Genomic DNA, 13719 nt, shown 5'->3' on the forward strand with positions numbered 1-13719 from the left:
CTGCCCGGCGTACTACAGGTCGTAGTTTTCGGTGCCTTAGGATCGGGCCGTGGTTGGACGGATGCTGTGGCGAATGGTGGACCTGCTCCCCAACCCCAGCCTGGGTGTGCAGCGCCTGATCGCCGCGGCCGTCATCCTGACCCAGGGCGGCATCGCCATCACGGGCGCGATTGTCCGCGTCACCGCGTCGGGCCTGGGCTGCCCCACCTGGCCGCAATGCTTTCCGGGCAGCTTCGTTCCGGTGGCCCACGCCGAGGTGCCGCGCATCCACCAGGCCGTCGAATTCGGCAACCGGATGATCACGTTCGCCGTGGTGATCACCGCAGCGCTGGCCGTGCTGGCCGTGACCCGGGCCCGGCGGCGCCGCGAGGTGCTGGTGTATGCCTGGCTGATGCCGGTGTCCACCGTCGTGCAGGCGGTGATCGGCGGCATCACCGTGCGCACCGGGCTGCTCTGGTGGACGGTGGCGATCCACCTGCTGACGTCGATGACGATGGTGTGGCTGGCGGTGCTGCTCTACGTGAAGGTCGGCGAGCCCGACGACGGAGTGCTGAGCGAGCGGGTGGTCAGGCCGCTGCGCGCGCTGACCGCCCTGGCCGGCCTGGACCTGGCCGCGGTGCTGGTCACCGGCACGCTGGTGACGGCCGCCGGCCCGCACGCGGGTGATCGCAGTCCCACCCGGACAGTGCCGCGGCTGAAGGTGCAGGTCGACACCCTGGTGCATGTGCACTCGTCGCTGCTGATCGCCTACTTCGCGCTGCTGGTCGGGCTGGGCTTCGGGCTGCTGGCGGTGCGCGCCGCCCGTCCGGTGCTGCTGCGGCTGGCGGTGCTGCTGGCGCTGGTGCTCGCCCAGGCCGCCGTCGGCACCACGCAGTACTACGCCGGGGTTCCCGCGGTGCTGGTCGCCCTGCACGTGGCCGGCGCCGCGGCATGCACGGCGGCCACCGCGGCGCTATGGGCGTCGATGCGAGAGCGGGCCGAGCCCCAGCCGCTGGCAGGCTGACTCCACCGCCACGGCGAACCGGCGCTGCGTGAGGTCGCGGGTCGCGGCGTCCAGCCGGTGCCAACCCAGGTCCGGCGCTACCAAGTCGAGGCTCACCAGCCGATCCCCGGCCACGTCGACCCGCGCGTAGAGCAGGTCCCGCGCGCCGATACCGGACCGCCCGGCGGCCGCGGCGAGCGCGGCGTGGCCGAGGTCCCACGCCTCGAACTCCGGTTCCACCGGCCACGCGTGCGACCGCTCGCCGCCCAGCAAGATCAACGTCGCCTCGGGCGCTGCGTCCGGCCCGGCCGTCGGCACCCCGTCGTCCTCGAGGTCTCGCAAAAACCGCTCATCGAGGTTCCAAGCCACCGCGCCGGGCGGGTTGAGCAGGTGGCGGACCCGCCGGGTCCAGGACAGGAATTCGTCGCGGCGGCCGCGGTCGTCCACCGTGGTGCGCAGGATCACCAAATCTGCGCTGGCGGCTTCCGGATCGTCCCAGGGCAGCCGGCGCGCATGCAGACCGCGCCGCCGCAGCGCGCCCACCAACCCCGCGTCGTCCACCGCGGGTTCCGCACCGTTGCCCGGCCCCGCCAGCACGATGCGTGGATGGAAGACGTCCGGGCGTGCGAGTTTCATGCCCGGGCATGATAAGCAGATGCACGCAATCGAAATCAGCGAGACCGGCGGCCCCGAGGTGCTGCGCTACGTCGATACGGCGGCGCCGACGCCCGGGCCGGGCGAGCTGCTGATCAAGGCCGAGGCCATCGGCGTCAACTACATCGACACCTATTTCCGCTCCGGGCACTACGCGCGCGAGCTGCCGTTCATCCTGGGCTCGGAGCTGGCCGGCACCGTCGAAGCCCTGGGCGACGGCGTCGACGGGTTCAGCGTCGGCGAGCGTGTGGTCAGCGCCGCGGCGTCCGGCGGTTACGCCGAATTCGCCACCGCCCCAGCGCATCTGACCGCCAAGGTGCCCGACGGCGTGACCGCCGAGGTGGCGGCCTCGGCCCTGCTGAAGGGCCTGACCGCCCACTACCTGCTCAAGTCGGTGTATCCGGTGCAGGCGGGCGACACGGTGCTGGTGCACGCCGGCGCCGGCGGCGTCGGCCTGATCCTGACGCAGTGGGCCCACCTGCTCGGTGCGCGGGTGATCACCACGGTCTCGACCCCGGAGAAGGAGCGGCTGTCCCGGCAGGCCGGCGCCGACGAGGTGCTCCCCTACCCCGACGACCCCGCCGCCTTCGGCGACCGGATTCGTTCGCTGACCGACGGCGCCGGCGTGGCCGCGGTGTATGACGGCGTGGGCGCGACCACGTTTGACGCCAGCCTGGCCAGTCTGGCGATCCGGGGCACGCTGGCGCTGTTCGGCGCGGCCAGCGGACCCGTTCCGCCGTTCGACCCGCAGCGCCTCAACGCCGCCGGCTCGGTGTTCTTGACGCGGCCCTCGCTGGCGCATTTCGTCCGCACCGGCCAGGAGTTCAGCTGGCGGGCAGAGGAATTGTTCGCCGCGATCGCCGGCGGCGACATCAGCGTCGAGGTGGGCGGACGCTACCCGCTGGCCGAGGCGGCCCGCGCCCACCAGGATCTGCAGGGCCGCAAGACCACCGGCTCGATCGTGCTGCTGCCTGACTCGGCCTAGCCCCAGGAGGCCCCTGTCAAGCGCGGCTGGGGTGGGAGTGCTCGAAGGTCAGAACAGGTGCGGCAGCCCGATGGCCGAGTCGATGGCCAGCGCGCAGAACACCACGGCCAGATAGTTGTTGGACTGCAAGAACAACCGCAGCGGCTTGACGGGTTCACCGGCGCGGACTCCGGCGTACAGCTGGTGAGCCATCGCCAAAAACCACACCCCGGCCACCACGGCGACGGCCGCGTACAGCCAGCCCGTCGCCAGCGCCAGCGCCAGCGTGGCGAGCACCGTCAGCCACGTGTAGATCAGGATTTGCTTGGTCACCTGACGCTCGGTCGCGACTGCAGGCAGCATCGGCACGCCGGCCGCTTTGTAGTCGTCCTTGTAGCGCATCGCCAGCGCCCAGGTGTGCGGCGGCGTCCAGAAGAAAATGATGGCGAACATGACCAGCGCGGGCCACTGGATGGTGCCGGTGACGGCCGACCAGCCGATCATCACCGGCATGCAGCCGGCCGCGCCGCCCCACACCACGTTCTGCGAGGTGCGGCGCTTGAGCAGCAGCGTGTAGATGAACACGTAGAACGCGATCGTCGCCAGGGCCAGCAGCCCGGACAGCAGGTTCGTCGTCCACCACAGCCAGCAGAACGAGGCCACGGTCAGCACCAGGCCGAGCACCAGGGCGTTGCGCGTGGGCACCGCGGCGCGGGCCAGCGGCCGCCGGGCCGTGCGCTTCATCACCTTGTCGATGTCCGCGTCGGCCACACAGTTGAGCGTGTTGGCGCCACCGGCGGCCAGCATTCCGCCGATCAGCGTGTTGACGATCAGCAGCGGGTTCACGGTGCCGCGCTGGGCCAGCAGCATCGCCGGGATGGCCGTGACGAGCAGCAGTTCGATGACCCGCGGCTTGGTCAGCGCCAGATACGCCAGCACGGTGGCTTGTATCCGGCTTGGCAATCGGCTCGGCGCGGCGCGCCCGCGAACGCTCACGCAATAACTCCTCGGGGTCGCAGCGGCGCGCAGCATCTACTACACACGATGGTAGACCGCGTTATCGCGACGGATCGCTCGCGGGTCCAACACGGCCGACTTTCGCAGATTTCCGAACTGAATGTTAATCGGTTTAAACGGGCGCGTAATTTTCACACCTGCCGGCCGTGGGTACCCGAAATCCTGCACTGCAAGAGCCGGCCCACCCGCACTAGGGTGGGATTGATCAGCCGATGACCCAAGGACTGAGTCTGTGACCACACTCGAAGAGATCTCTACGCTGACCCAACCGCACCTTCCCGACGACTGGACCGAGCTCGACTCGGCCGCCGTCGACACCGTTCGGGTGCTGGCCGCCGACGCGGTGCAAAAGGTCGGCAACGGACATCCCGGAACGGCGATGAGCCTGGCTCCACTGGCCTACACCTTGTTCCAGCGAACGATGCGCCACGATCCCACCGACACCACCTGGCTGGGCCGCGACCGGTTCGTGTTGTCCGCCGGGCACAGCAGCCTGACGCTGTACATCCAGCTGTACCTGGGCGGGTTCGGGCTCGAGCTCTCCGACCTGGAGTCGCTGCGCACGTGGGGATCCAAGACCCCCGGGCACCCGGAGTTCCGGCACACCAAGGGCGTTGAGATCACCACCGGCCCGCTCGGCCAGGGCCTCGCGTCCGCGGTCGGCATGGCCATGGCATCGCGCTACGAGCGTGGCCTGTTCGATCCGGACGCCGAACCGGGCACCAGCCCGTTCGACCACCACATCTACGTGATCGCCTCCGACGGCGACATCGAGGAGGGCGTGACCTCCGAGGCGTCGTCGCTGGCGGGGGTGCAGCAACTGGGCAACCTGATCGTCTTCTACGACCACAACCAGATTTCCATCGAGGACGACACCAACATCGCGCTGTGCGAGGACACCGCCGCCCGCTACCGCGCCTACGGCTGGCACGTGCAGGAGGTGGAGGGCGGCGAGAACGTCGTCGCCATCGAGGAAGCCATCGCCAACGCGAAGGCGGTCACCGACCGGCCGTCGTTCATCTCGCTGCGCACCATCATCGGCTACCCCGCGCCCAAGCTGATGAACACCGGCAAGGCGCACGGCGCGGCGCTGGGTGACGAGGAAGTCGCCGCGGTCAAGGAAATCCTGGGCTTCGATCCCAACAAGACGTTCGAGGTGCGCGACGAGGTCCTTGCCCACACCCGCAAGCTGGTGGACCGGGGCAAGGAAGCCCACAAGAAGTGGCAGCAGGATTTCGACGCGTGGGTCGAGCGCGAGCCGGAGCGCAAGGCGCTGCTGGACCGGTTGACGGCCGAGAAGCTGCCCGATGGCTGGGACGCCGACCTGCCGCGCTGGGAACCCGGCTCCGACCCGATCGCCACCCGCAAGGCCTCCAACGAAGTGCTCAACGCGGTGGGGCCCAAACTGCCAGAGCTGTGGGGCGGCTCGGCCGACCTGGCGGGCAGCAACAACACCACCATCAAGGGCGCCGATTCTTTTGGGCCGCCATCCATTTCGACCAAGGACTACACGGCGCACTGGTACGGCCGCACGCTGCACTTCGGCGTGCGCGAGCACGCGATGGGCGCCATCCTGTCCGGCATCGTGCTGCACGGCCCGACCCGGGCCTATGGCGGCACGTTCCTGCAGTTCTCCGACTACATGCGCCCCGCGGTCCGGTTGGCGTCCCTGATGGACATCGACACCATTTACGTGTGGACGCATGACTCCATCGGGCTCGGCGAGGACGGCCCCACGCACCAGCCGATCGAGCACCTCGCGGCGCTGCGGGCGATTCCCAACCTGTCGGTGGTGCGCCCGGCCGACGCCAACGAGACCGCCTACGCCTGGCACACGGTGCTGGCCCGCGGCAATGGCAGCGGCCCCGTCGGCCTGATCCTGACGCGGCAGAATGTGCCGGTGCTCGAGGGCACCAGCGCCGAGGGTGTCGCCCGGGGCGGCTATATCCTGGGAGATACGGGCGCCGAGGACCCCGACGTGGTGTTGATCGCCACCGGTTCGGAGGTTCAGCTCGCGGTCGAGGCACAAAAGCTGTTGGCGGACAAGGATATTGACGCGCGTGTGGTGTCGATGCCGTGCGTGGAATGGTTCGAGTCGCAACCCGAGGACTACCGCGACAGCGTGTTGCCGCCGTCGGTGTCGGCCCGGGTGGCCGTCGAGGCGGGCGTCGCGCAGCCCTGGCACAAGCTCGTCGGAGACACCGGCAGGATCGTCTCGATCGAGCACTACGGCGAATCCGCCGATTACAAGACATTGTTCCGTGAATTCGGCTTCACCGCAGAAGCTGTCGCGGCCGCCGCGGAGCAGGTAGTGGACAACTGAGAAAGGGCATTTCAGATGACTCAGAACCCTAACCTCGCGGCACTGTCCGCCGCGGGAGTATCCGTCTGGCTGGATGACTTGTCGCGTCAGCGGCTGCAGTCGGGCAACCTGCAGGAGCTGATCGACACGAAATGTGTTGTCGGCGTGACCACCAACCCGTCGATCTTCCAGAAGGCGCTCGCCGAGGGCGACGCCTACGAAGGCCAGATCGCCGAGCTGGCCGAGCGCGGCGCCGACGTGGACGCCACCATCCGCACCGTGACCACCGACGACGTACGCAACGCATGCGACGTGCTCAAGCGGGAGTGGGAGGCCTCCGACGGCGTCGACGGACGGGTGTCCATCGAGGTCGACCCGCGGCTGGCCGCCGAGACCGACAAGACAGTCGCCCAGGCCGTCGAGCTGTGGAAGATCGTCGACCGGCCGAACCTGTTCATCAAGATTCCGGCGACCAAGGCCGGCATCCCGGCGATCACCTCGGTTCTGGCGGAGGGGATTTCGGTCAACGTGACGCTGATCTTCTCCGTGGAACGGCACCGCCAGGTGATGGGCGCCTACCTGGAAGGGCTGGAGAAGGCACGCGAGGCAGGGCATGACATCTCCAAGATCCATTCCGTCGCATCGTTTTTCGTCTCCCGGGTGGACACCGAGGTCGACAAGCGGCTGGAGAAGATCGGCAGCGAGGAGGCGAACGGCCTGCGGGGCAAGGCCGGGGTGGCCAACGCACGCCTGGCCTACGCGGCCTACCAGGAGGTCTTCGAGGGCGGCGATCGCTACGAGTCGCTCAAGGCCGACGGCGCCCGGGTGCAGCGTCCGCTGTGGGCGTCCACCGGGGTCAAGAACCCCGATTACCCCGACACCCTCTACGTCACCGAGCTGGTGGCGCCCAACACTGTGAACACCATGCCGGAGAAGACGCTTGACGCCGTCGCCGACCACGGTGAGATCAGGGGTGACACGGTCAGCGGCACCGCGGGCGAAGCCCAGGCGGTGTTCGACAAGCTCGAGGAGCTCGGGATCGATTTGACCGACGTGTTCAAGGTGCTCGAGAACGAGGGCGTGGAGAAGTTCGTGGATTCCTGGACCGAGCTGCTGGGGGAGACGCAGAAGCAGCTGGATTCAGTCTCCAAATGAGCCCAGCCCGCACCGCGCAACAATGGCATAACCCGTTACGGGACAAGCGCGACAAGCGGCTCCCGCGGATCGCGGGGCCGTGCGGGATGGTGATCTTCGGCGTCACCGGTGACCTGGCCCGCAAGAAGGTCATGCCGGCGGTCTATGACCTGGCCAATCGCGGGCTGCTGCCGCCCAGCTTCTCGCTGGTCGGCTTCGCGCGCCGGGACTGGAGCACCCAGGATTTCGGCCAGGTGGTGCACGAGGCGGTCAAGGAACATTGCCGCACGCCCTTCCGGCAGGAGAACTGGGAAAGGCTGGCCGAGGGATTCCGTTTCGTGCCAGGCGCTTTCGACGACGACGAGGCTTTCGGGCGGCTGGCCGAGACCCTGGACAAGCTGGACGCCGAGCGCGGCACCGGCGGTAACCACGCCTTCTATCTGGCCATCCCGCCGAAGTCCTTTCCGGTGGTGTGCGAGCAGCTGCACAAGTCGGGTCTGGCCCGTCCGCAGGGCGAGCGGTGGAGCCGGGTGGTCATCGAGAAGCCGTTCGGTCACGACCTGGAAAGCGCGCGAGCGCTCAACCAAGCGGTCAACGCCGTCTTCCCGGAGGAGGCGGTGTTTCGCATCGACCACTATCTGGGCAAGGAGACCGTCCGCAACATCCTGGCGTTGCGGTTCGCCAACCAGTTGTTCGACCCGATCTGGAATGCGCACTACGTCGACCACGTGCAGATCACCATGGCCGAGGACATCGGGTTGGGCGGGCGCGCCGGTTATTACGACGGCATCGGCGCCGCGCGCGACGTGATTCAGAACCATCTGATGCAGCTGCTCGCACTCACCGCGATGGAGGAGCCGGTCAGCTTCAACCCGAAGGCGTTGCAGACCGAGAAGATCAAGGTGCTCTCGGCCACCCACCTCGCCGAACCCCTCGACGAGACCACCAGCCGCGGCCAGTACACCGCGGGCTGGCAGGGCAGCGAGAAGGTCCCCGGGCTGCTCGATGAGGAGGGGTTCGCCAAGGACTCGACCACCGAGACGTTCGCCGCCATCACCCTCGAAGTGGACACCCGCCGCTGGGCCGGGGTGCCCTTCTACCTGCGCACCGGAAAACGCTTGGGCCGCAGGGTGACCGAGATCGCCCTGGTGTTCAAGCGGGCGCCGCATCTGCCGTTCGATGCGACCATGACCGACGAGCTCGGGGCCAACGCGATGGTGATCCGGGTGCAGCCCGACGAGGGCGTCACGCTGCGGTTCGGCTCCAAGGTGCCGGGCACCGCGATGGAGGTCCGCGACGTCAACATGGACTTCTCCTACGGCTCGGCATTCGCCGAGGAATCGCCGGAGGCCTACGAGCAGTTGATCCTTGATGTGCTGCTGGGCGAGCCGTCGTTGTTCCCGGTCAACGAAGAGGTCGAATTGGCTTGGGAGATACTCGATCCCGTGCTCGAAAATTGGGCGGCCGACGGTAAGCCCGAACCCTATGAGGCGGGCACCTGGGGCCCGGAATCGGCTTTCGAGATGCTGCGACGCACCGGCCGGGAATGGCGGCGCCCGTGATCCGCGCCACGACGATGCAGTGCGCAGCGATGAGGAGGAGCGGCGCCCGTGATCCGCGCCGCGACGATGCAGTGCGAAGCGATGGGGAGGAGCGGCGCCCGTGATCATTGACATGCCGCACACCTCCACCACGGCGGTCAACAAGAAGCTCGACGAGCTGCGGGAAAAGGTCGGCGCCGTCGCGATGGGCCGGGTGCTGACCCTGATCATCGCGCCGGACAGCGAGGAGATCTTCGAAGAGTCGCTGAAGGCCGCCAACAACGCCAGCCATGAGCACCCCAGCCGGATCATCGTGACGATGCGGGGCAATCCGTACGCGGACAAACCGCGGTTGGATGCGCAGCTGCGCGCGGGCGGAGACACCGGAGCCAGCGAAGTCGTGGTGCTGTGGCTGTCCGGGGCGCTGGCCGGTCACGCCGCCAGCGTGGTCACTCCCTTCCTGTTGCCCGACATCCCGGTCGTGGTCTGGTGGCCCGATGTCGCGCCGGCGGAGCCCGCACAAGACCCGTTGGGGCGGTTGGCGATCCGTCGCATCACCGACGCCACCAACGGCGTCGACCCGTTGTCGGCGATCAAGAGCCGGCTGCCCGGATACACCGCGGGCGACACCGACCTCGCCTGGGCGCGCATCACCTACTGGCGTGCGCTGCTCACCTCCGCCGTCGACCTGACGCCGCACGAACCGATCGAGTCGGCGTTGGTGTCCGGTCTGGCAACCGAGCCCGCCCTGGACGTCCTGGCGGGATGGCTGGCCAGCCGGATCGACGGCCCGGTGCGCCGGGCGGTCGGCGACCTCAAGGTCGAACTGGACCGCAAGAGCGAAACCATCGTCTTGAGCCGGCCGCAGGAGGGAAGGACGGCCACGTTGAGCCGGACCTCCCGGCCGGACGCCCTACTCCCCTTGGCGCGCAGGGAAACCGGTGAGTGCCTGGCCGAAGACCTGCGGCGGCTGGACCCCGACGAGATATACCAATCAGCGCTCGACGGCATCGAGAAAGTGCAATACGTGTGAGCACCAACATCGAAATTTTCCCGGACAGCCAGACCATGGTCGACGCCGCCGCCGCGCGGCTGACCGACACCATCACGAACGCCGTGGCGGCGCGGGGCCGAGCGCTGATCGTGCTGACCGGCGGCGGCAACGGCATCGGCCTGCTGCGGTCGTTGGTGGGACGAGACATCGACTGGTCGAAGGTGCATCTGTTCTGGGGCGACGAGCGCTACGTCCCCGAGGACGACGACGAGCGCAACGAAAAGCAGGCACGGGCCGCGCTGATCTCCCATGTCGACATACCGTCCAGCCAGGTGCACCCGATGCCGGCCAGTGACGGGGAATTCGGCAACGATCTGGCCGCCGCGGCGCTGGCCTACGAGCAGCTGCTGGCCGCCAATGCCGCGCCCGGCGAGCCGGTTCCGAACTTCGACGTGCACCTGCTGGGCATGGGACCCGAGGGTCACATCAATTCGCTGTTCCCCGACACCCCGGCCGTACTCGAGACCACCCGCATGGTGGTGCCGGTCGACGACTCCCCCAAGCCGCCGCCGCAACGAATCACGTTGACGCTGCCCGCCATCGCGCATTCCCGCGAAGTCTGGCTGATGGTGTCCGGCGGCGGCAAGGCCGACGCGGTGGCCGCCGCCATCGGCGGCGCCCCACCGGTCAACGTGCCCGCCGCCGGGGCCGTCGGGCAGGAAACCACACTGTGGCTGCTCGACGAGGACGCCGCGGCCAAGCTGCCGTCGCGGTCTTCGGGGCATAGCTAGCTTTCGACGCGGTAGCCGCCTTCGGGCTCCGGCCCGACCCGGCCGGGTCATAATGACGGACATGGCAGACAGAACCGTGCGCGGGGGGCAAGAGCGAAGCCGGATCAAGACGCTCACCCAGGCCGCGTTGAACGCCGACAAGACGGTGGAGCAGGTCGAAGACGTCCTCGACGGTTTGAGCAACACCATGAAGGAGCTGAGCAGTTCGCTTTCCGCCCTGAACGCCACGGTCGAGCGCCTGGAGGCCGGCCTGGATCACCTGGACGGCACCATGACCAGCCTGGATGACCTGGCCAAGCGGCTGATCGTGCTGGTGGAACCGGTGGAAGCCATCGTCGCGCGGGTCGACGACATGGTGCGGGTCGGCGAGACCATGATGTCTCCACTGGCGATCACCGAGCACGCGGTGCGCGGCCTGGTGGACAGGCTGCGCAACCGGACCGTCGAGTAGCCATCGGGCAGGACTTCCGATGGCCACGTTGCTGCTGCACCACTCCGCGTTCGCCGCCCACCGGACGGCTCCCGGCCATCCGGAGCGGCCCGACCGCTACCGCGCGGTGGAGGCGGCGCTGAGCCGGCCGCAGTTCGACACCCTGGTGCGCGAGCTGGCCGAGCCGGCCGACCTGGCGACCACCCGCTACGTGCACTCCAACCGCTACGTGGACGCGTTGGAAGCCGCGCGACCCGACGAGGGTTACGTCTACCTCGACGGCGGCGACACCATGATGGAGCCCTCGACCTGGGAGACGGCGCTGCGTGGGGTGGGCGCCACGCTGCAGGCCGTGGACCGGGTGCTGGCCGGGAACGCGCAGAACGCGTTCGTCGCGTGCCGCCCGCCGGGTCATCACGCCGAGACCGAGCGGGCCATGGGCTTCTGCCTGTTCAACAACATCAGCATCGGTGCGCGTCATGCACAGCGCAAGCACGGGCTGATGCGGGTCGCCATCGTCGATTTCGACGTGCACCACGGCAACGGCACCCAGCAGATCTTCTACTCCGACCCGAGTGTGCTCTATGCGTCCACGCATCAGATGCCGCTGTTTCCCGGGACCGGCGCGGCGCGAGAAACCGGCGTCGGCAACATCTTCAATTCGCCGCTGGCGCCCGGTGACGGGGGCGCCGAATTACGCGCGGCATTTCAGGACCGGATAGTGCCTGCGTTGCAAGCATTTTCGCCGGAGCTGATCATCGTCTCCGCCGGTTTCGACGCCCACGAACGCGATCCGCTCGGCTCGCTGACCATGACGGCCGCCGACTTCGCCTGGGTCACCAGGGAATTGATGACGTCAGCCGAAAAGCTGTGCAACGGCCGGTTGGTGGCGGTGCTCGAGGGCGGCTATGACCTGCAGGGCCTCACCGATTCGGTCACAGCGCACGTCGGCGAGCTGCTGAAGGGCTGAGCTAGCTCGCCTTCTGGTGCATCTCGGGGTACGGGCCGCCGACCGGCGTCGCCGCGCCCAGGATCTCGTCGATGGCAACGAGGTCACCCTCGGAAAGGGTGACGTCGGCCGCGCGGGAACTTTCCTGCAGGTACCGCAGGTGCTGGGCGCCGACGATGGCGACGTGCACACCCGGCTGCGCGATGGCCCGCGCGATGGCCAGCTGGCTGACCGTCATGCCCAGGCCGGCGGCCAAAGCCTCAAGGCGCGCAACGACTTCCAGGTTGCGCAGGTAGCCGTCGCCGGTGAAGATGTCGCTCTTGGCGCGCCAGTCCTGGGCAGCGAAGCTGGTGTCGGGCTTCATTGTTCCGGTCAGCAGGCCGTGAGCAAGCGGGCCGTACACCATCACCGCGATGTCGTGCTCACGCGCATACGGCAGCAGTTCATCCTCGATGTCGCGGCGAAACAGGTGGTAAGGGGGCTGCACCACTTCCACCGGCAGCGTCTCGGAGAACTCCCGCACCTGCGCGGTGTCGTAGTTCGACACACCGACGTGACGAATCTTGCCTTCCGACACCAGTTCTGCGAGCGCCGCGGCGGTCTCGGCGGCCGGGGTCTCGGGGTCGGGCCAGTGCACCAGGTAGACGTCGATGTAATCGATACCCAGCGCGTCCAGGCTGGACTCCACGCCTTCTCGCAGCCATTTCCGGCTGCCGTCGCGCACCAGGCCGTTGTCGGTGGCCCGCAAGCCGCCCTTGGTGGCGATCACCACCTCGTCCCGGGACTTGCTGAGGTCGTCGCGAAGGGCCTTGCCCAGCAGGCGTTCTGAGGCGCCGAAGCCGTATTGCTGAGCGGTGTCGAAGAAGTTGATCCCCAGCTCGCGGGCGCTGCGGATCATGGTGATCGCGGCTTGCTCGTCGGCGTGGCCCCAGTCGCTACAAAACTCCCAGGTGCCAAAGGCCAACCGGGACACCTCGAGCCCCGTCTTGCCGAATGTGACGGTCTTCAATGCCAACCTCCCCGTTGCATAGACGTCCACTGCGTATGCGGCCGGTGTGGCCGAGTCCCCGAACTCAACCATAACCAGGCCGGTGCCGCGGCCCGCAACGTCAGTGCTCAGCGCGGAAAGTAACGGCTGTCGTTGTCGACGGAATCGAAAATGTCCAGCGCATGCCGGAACGGCCCGGACGTGATGCGTTGATCGGTCGCATACGAGTGGTCGAGCTGAAACACTACGCACAGCAGCAAACCCAGCAGAACCGCGACGGTGCTGGACACGATGACGTGGGCGACGGTGCTGCCCATCCGCAGAAAACCCGTAAACCCAACCAGCACAACGGCGCCGAAGATCAGGCCCGCCCACATCAGCGGGGGTATCCGCGGCTTGGTGCCGACGATGCGCTCGTTACGGTCGGACGCCAGCTCGCTCAACTGGTTGAGAAATTGCTGATTGATCGGCTTGGCTGCGATATTGGGCTGCTGTCGGCCGACGGTGCGATACATCCGGGTGATCGCGGCGCGCGCGCCGTCGTTGTTCTGCTTGTTCCACTCCGGGCCCGCCACCGCGGTCGCGTACTTGCGCAACAGCACCTGCACGTCGGTTCGCTCGGGTTCGGGCATGGCGACGGTTTGTCGATACATCGTCGTCAGCGCCGACGCCTCACCGGAGACGACGACCTGGGTGGAGGAGAAATGTTCCCAGGTGGTCACCACCGTGAAGCCCAGCAGGGCGCCGTAGATGAATCCGACGACGGTGAGGAACGACGCAATCGCCGGATTCTGGTCCTTGCCGTACCGCCCCGCCGGCAGGATGCGACTGCCCAGCCAGATGGAGCCGACCGCGACCGCAATCGCCACCGCGACGATGGAAACCAGAAATAGCCACAGGGGTAGTCCCGATCCGCTCACTGGTCTCCTCGCTCGGCGTCGCGGCATTCAGGGTATTGCGACCGGGTCGGCCC

13 protein-coding genes are annotated in these 13719 nt (G+C 68.0%); 9 read left to right on the forward strand and 4 right to left on the reverse strand.

Annotated features, from left to right (window positions below):
• Positions 1-73: 73 nt before the first annotated feature.
• A complete protein-coding gene (locus tag ACIUM1_RS04015; protein ID WP_406817522.1) occupies positions 74-1003 on the forward strand; it encodes a COX15/CtaA family protein in 930 nt (309 codons plus the stop codon).
• Here ACIUM1_RS04015 and ACIUM1_RS04020 read toward each other — a convergent pair.
• Entirely contained in the window at positions 953-1618 is a 666-nt protein-coding gene (locus ACIUM1_RS04020; protein ID WP_406815986.1) for a hypothetical protein, read from the reverse strand. The genes ACIUM1_RS04015 and ACIUM1_RS04020 overlap by 51 nt on opposite strands.
• 19 nt (positions 1619-1637) lie before the next feature.
• On the opposite strand from ACIUM1_RS04020, the gene ACIUM1_RS04025 reads away from it, so the two are divergent.
• Entirely contained in the window at positions 1638-2621 is a 984-nt protein-coding gene (locus tag ACIUM1_RS04025; protein ID WP_406815987.1) for a quinone oxidoreductase family protein, read from the forward strand.
• Positions 2622-2669: 48 nt separating this feature from the next.
• On the opposite strand, the gene ACIUM1_RS04030 is transcribed toward ACIUM1_RS04025, so the two are convergent.
• Positions 2670-3596: a heme o synthase gene (locus ACIUM1_RS04030; RefSeq protein ID WP_406815988.1), complete on the reverse strand. Its 927-nt coding sequence runs from the start codon at positions 3594-3596 to the stop codon at positions 2670-2672.
• Positions 3597-3849: 253 nt separating this feature from the next.
• On the opposite strand from ACIUM1_RS04030, the gene tkt reads away from it, so the two are divergent.
• The 7 genes from tkt (at position 3850) to ACIUM1_RS04065 (ending at position 11779) form a co-directional block, all read left to right on the forward strand.
• Positions 3850-5940 (forward strand): transketolase, encoded by a 2091-nt coding sequence (gene tkt, locus ACIUM1_RS04035; protein ID WP_406815989.1) that lies wholly within the window; start codon positions 3850-3852, stop codon positions 5938-5940.
• Between the two features lie 15 nt (positions 5941-5955).
• Positions 5956-7074: a transaldolase gene (gene tal / locus ACIUM1_RS04040; protein WP_406815990.1), complete on the forward strand. Its 1119-nt coding sequence runs from the start codon at positions 5956-5958 to the stop codon at positions 7072-7074.
• The gene (zwf, locus tag ACIUM1_RS04045) at positions 7071-8615 is read left to right on the forward strand and encodes a glucose-6-phosphate dehydrogenase (protein ID WP_406815991.1); all 1545 of its coding nucleotides are present in this window, start codon (positions 7071-7073) and stop codon (positions 8613-8615) included. The genes tal and zwf overlap by 4 nt, the downstream gene beginning before the upstream one ends.
• A gap of 100 nt (positions 8616-8715) precedes the next feature.
• Positions 8716-9627, forward strand: coding sequence for a glucose-6-phosphate dehydrogenase assembly protein OpcA (gene opcA, locus ACIUM1_RS04050; RefSeq protein WP_406815992.1), 912 nt, complete (start codon positions 8716-8718; stop codon positions 9625-9627).
• Positions 9624-10379: a 6-phosphogluconolactonase gene (gene pgl, locus ACIUM1_RS04055; RefSeq protein WP_406815993.1), complete on the forward strand. Its 756-nt coding sequence runs from the start codon at positions 9624-9626 to the stop codon at positions 10377-10379. The genes opcA and pgl overlap by 4 nt, the downstream gene beginning before the upstream one ends.
• Positions 10380-10431: 52 nt before the next feature.
• The gene (locus ACIUM1_RS04060) at positions 10432-10830 is read left to right on the forward strand and encodes an ATPase (protein WP_406815994.1); all 399 of its coding nucleotides are present in this window, start codon (positions 10432-10434) and stop codon (positions 10828-10830) included.
• A gap of 19 nt (positions 10831-10849) precedes the next feature.
• Complete coding sequence (locus tag ACIUM1_RS04065) at positions 10850-11779, forward strand: histone deacetylase family protein (protein ID WP_406815995.1); 930 nt, start codon at positions 10850-10852, stop codon at positions 11777-11779.
• A 1-nt stretch (position 11780) separates the two neighbouring features.
• Here ACIUM1_RS04065 and ACIUM1_RS04070 read toward each other — a convergent pair whose 3' ends face one another.
• Positions 11781-12767 carry an aldo/keto reductase gene (locus tag ACIUM1_RS04070; protein WP_406815996.1) on the reverse strand — a complete coding sequence of 329 codons (987 nt, stop codon included), beginning with the start codon at positions 12765-12767 and terminating at the stop codon, positions 11781-11783.
• 107 nt (positions 12768-12874) lie between these two features.
• Positions 12875-13666: a DUF4239 domain-containing protein gene (locus ACIUM1_RS04075; RefSeq protein WP_406815997.1), complete on the reverse strand. Its 792-nt coding sequence runs from the start codon at positions 13664-13666 to the stop codon at positions 12875-12877.
• Between the last annotated feature and the right edge of the window lie 53 nt (positions 13667-13719).

It is taken from the genome of Mycobacterium sp. M23085 (assembly GCF_045343915.1).
In the GTDB taxonomy this organism is placed as follows: domain Bacteria; phylum Actinomycetota; class Actinomycetes; order Mycobacteriales; family Mycobacteriaceae; genus Mycobacterium.

What these genes read in the sequence shown, in the direction of transcription:
- ACIUM1_RS04060 (WP_406815994.1), top strand. Translation starts at nt 10,432, where the DNA reads ATGACGGACATGGCAGACAGAACCGTGCGCGGGGGGCAAGAGCGAAGC.
- ACIUM1_RS04025 (WP_406815987.1), top strand. Translation starts at nt 1,638, where the DNA reads ATGCACGCAATCGAAATCAGCGAGACCGGCGGCCCCGAGGTGCTGCGC.
- tal (WP_406815990.1), top strand. Translation starts at nt 5,956, where the DNA reads ATGACTCAGAACCCTAACCTCGCGGCACTGTCCGCCGCGGGAGTATCC.
- ACIUM1_RS04065 (WP_406815995.1), top strand. Translation starts at nt 10,850, where the DNA reads ATGGCCACGTTGCTGCTGCACCACTCCGCGTTCGCCGCCCACCGGACG.
- ACIUM1_RS04020 (WP_406815986.1), bottom strand. Translation starts at nt 1,618, where the DNA reads ATGAAACTCGCACGCCCGGACGTCTTCCATCCACGCATCGTGCTGGCG.
- ACIUM1_RS04015 (WP_406817522.1), top strand. Translation starts at nt 74, where the DNA reads ATGGTGGACCTGCTCCCCAACCCCAGCCTGGGTGTGCAGCGCCTGATC.
- zwf (WP_406815991.1), top strand. Translation starts at nt 7,071, where the DNA reads ATGAGCCCAGCCCGCACCGCGCAACAATGGCATAACCCGTTACGGGAC.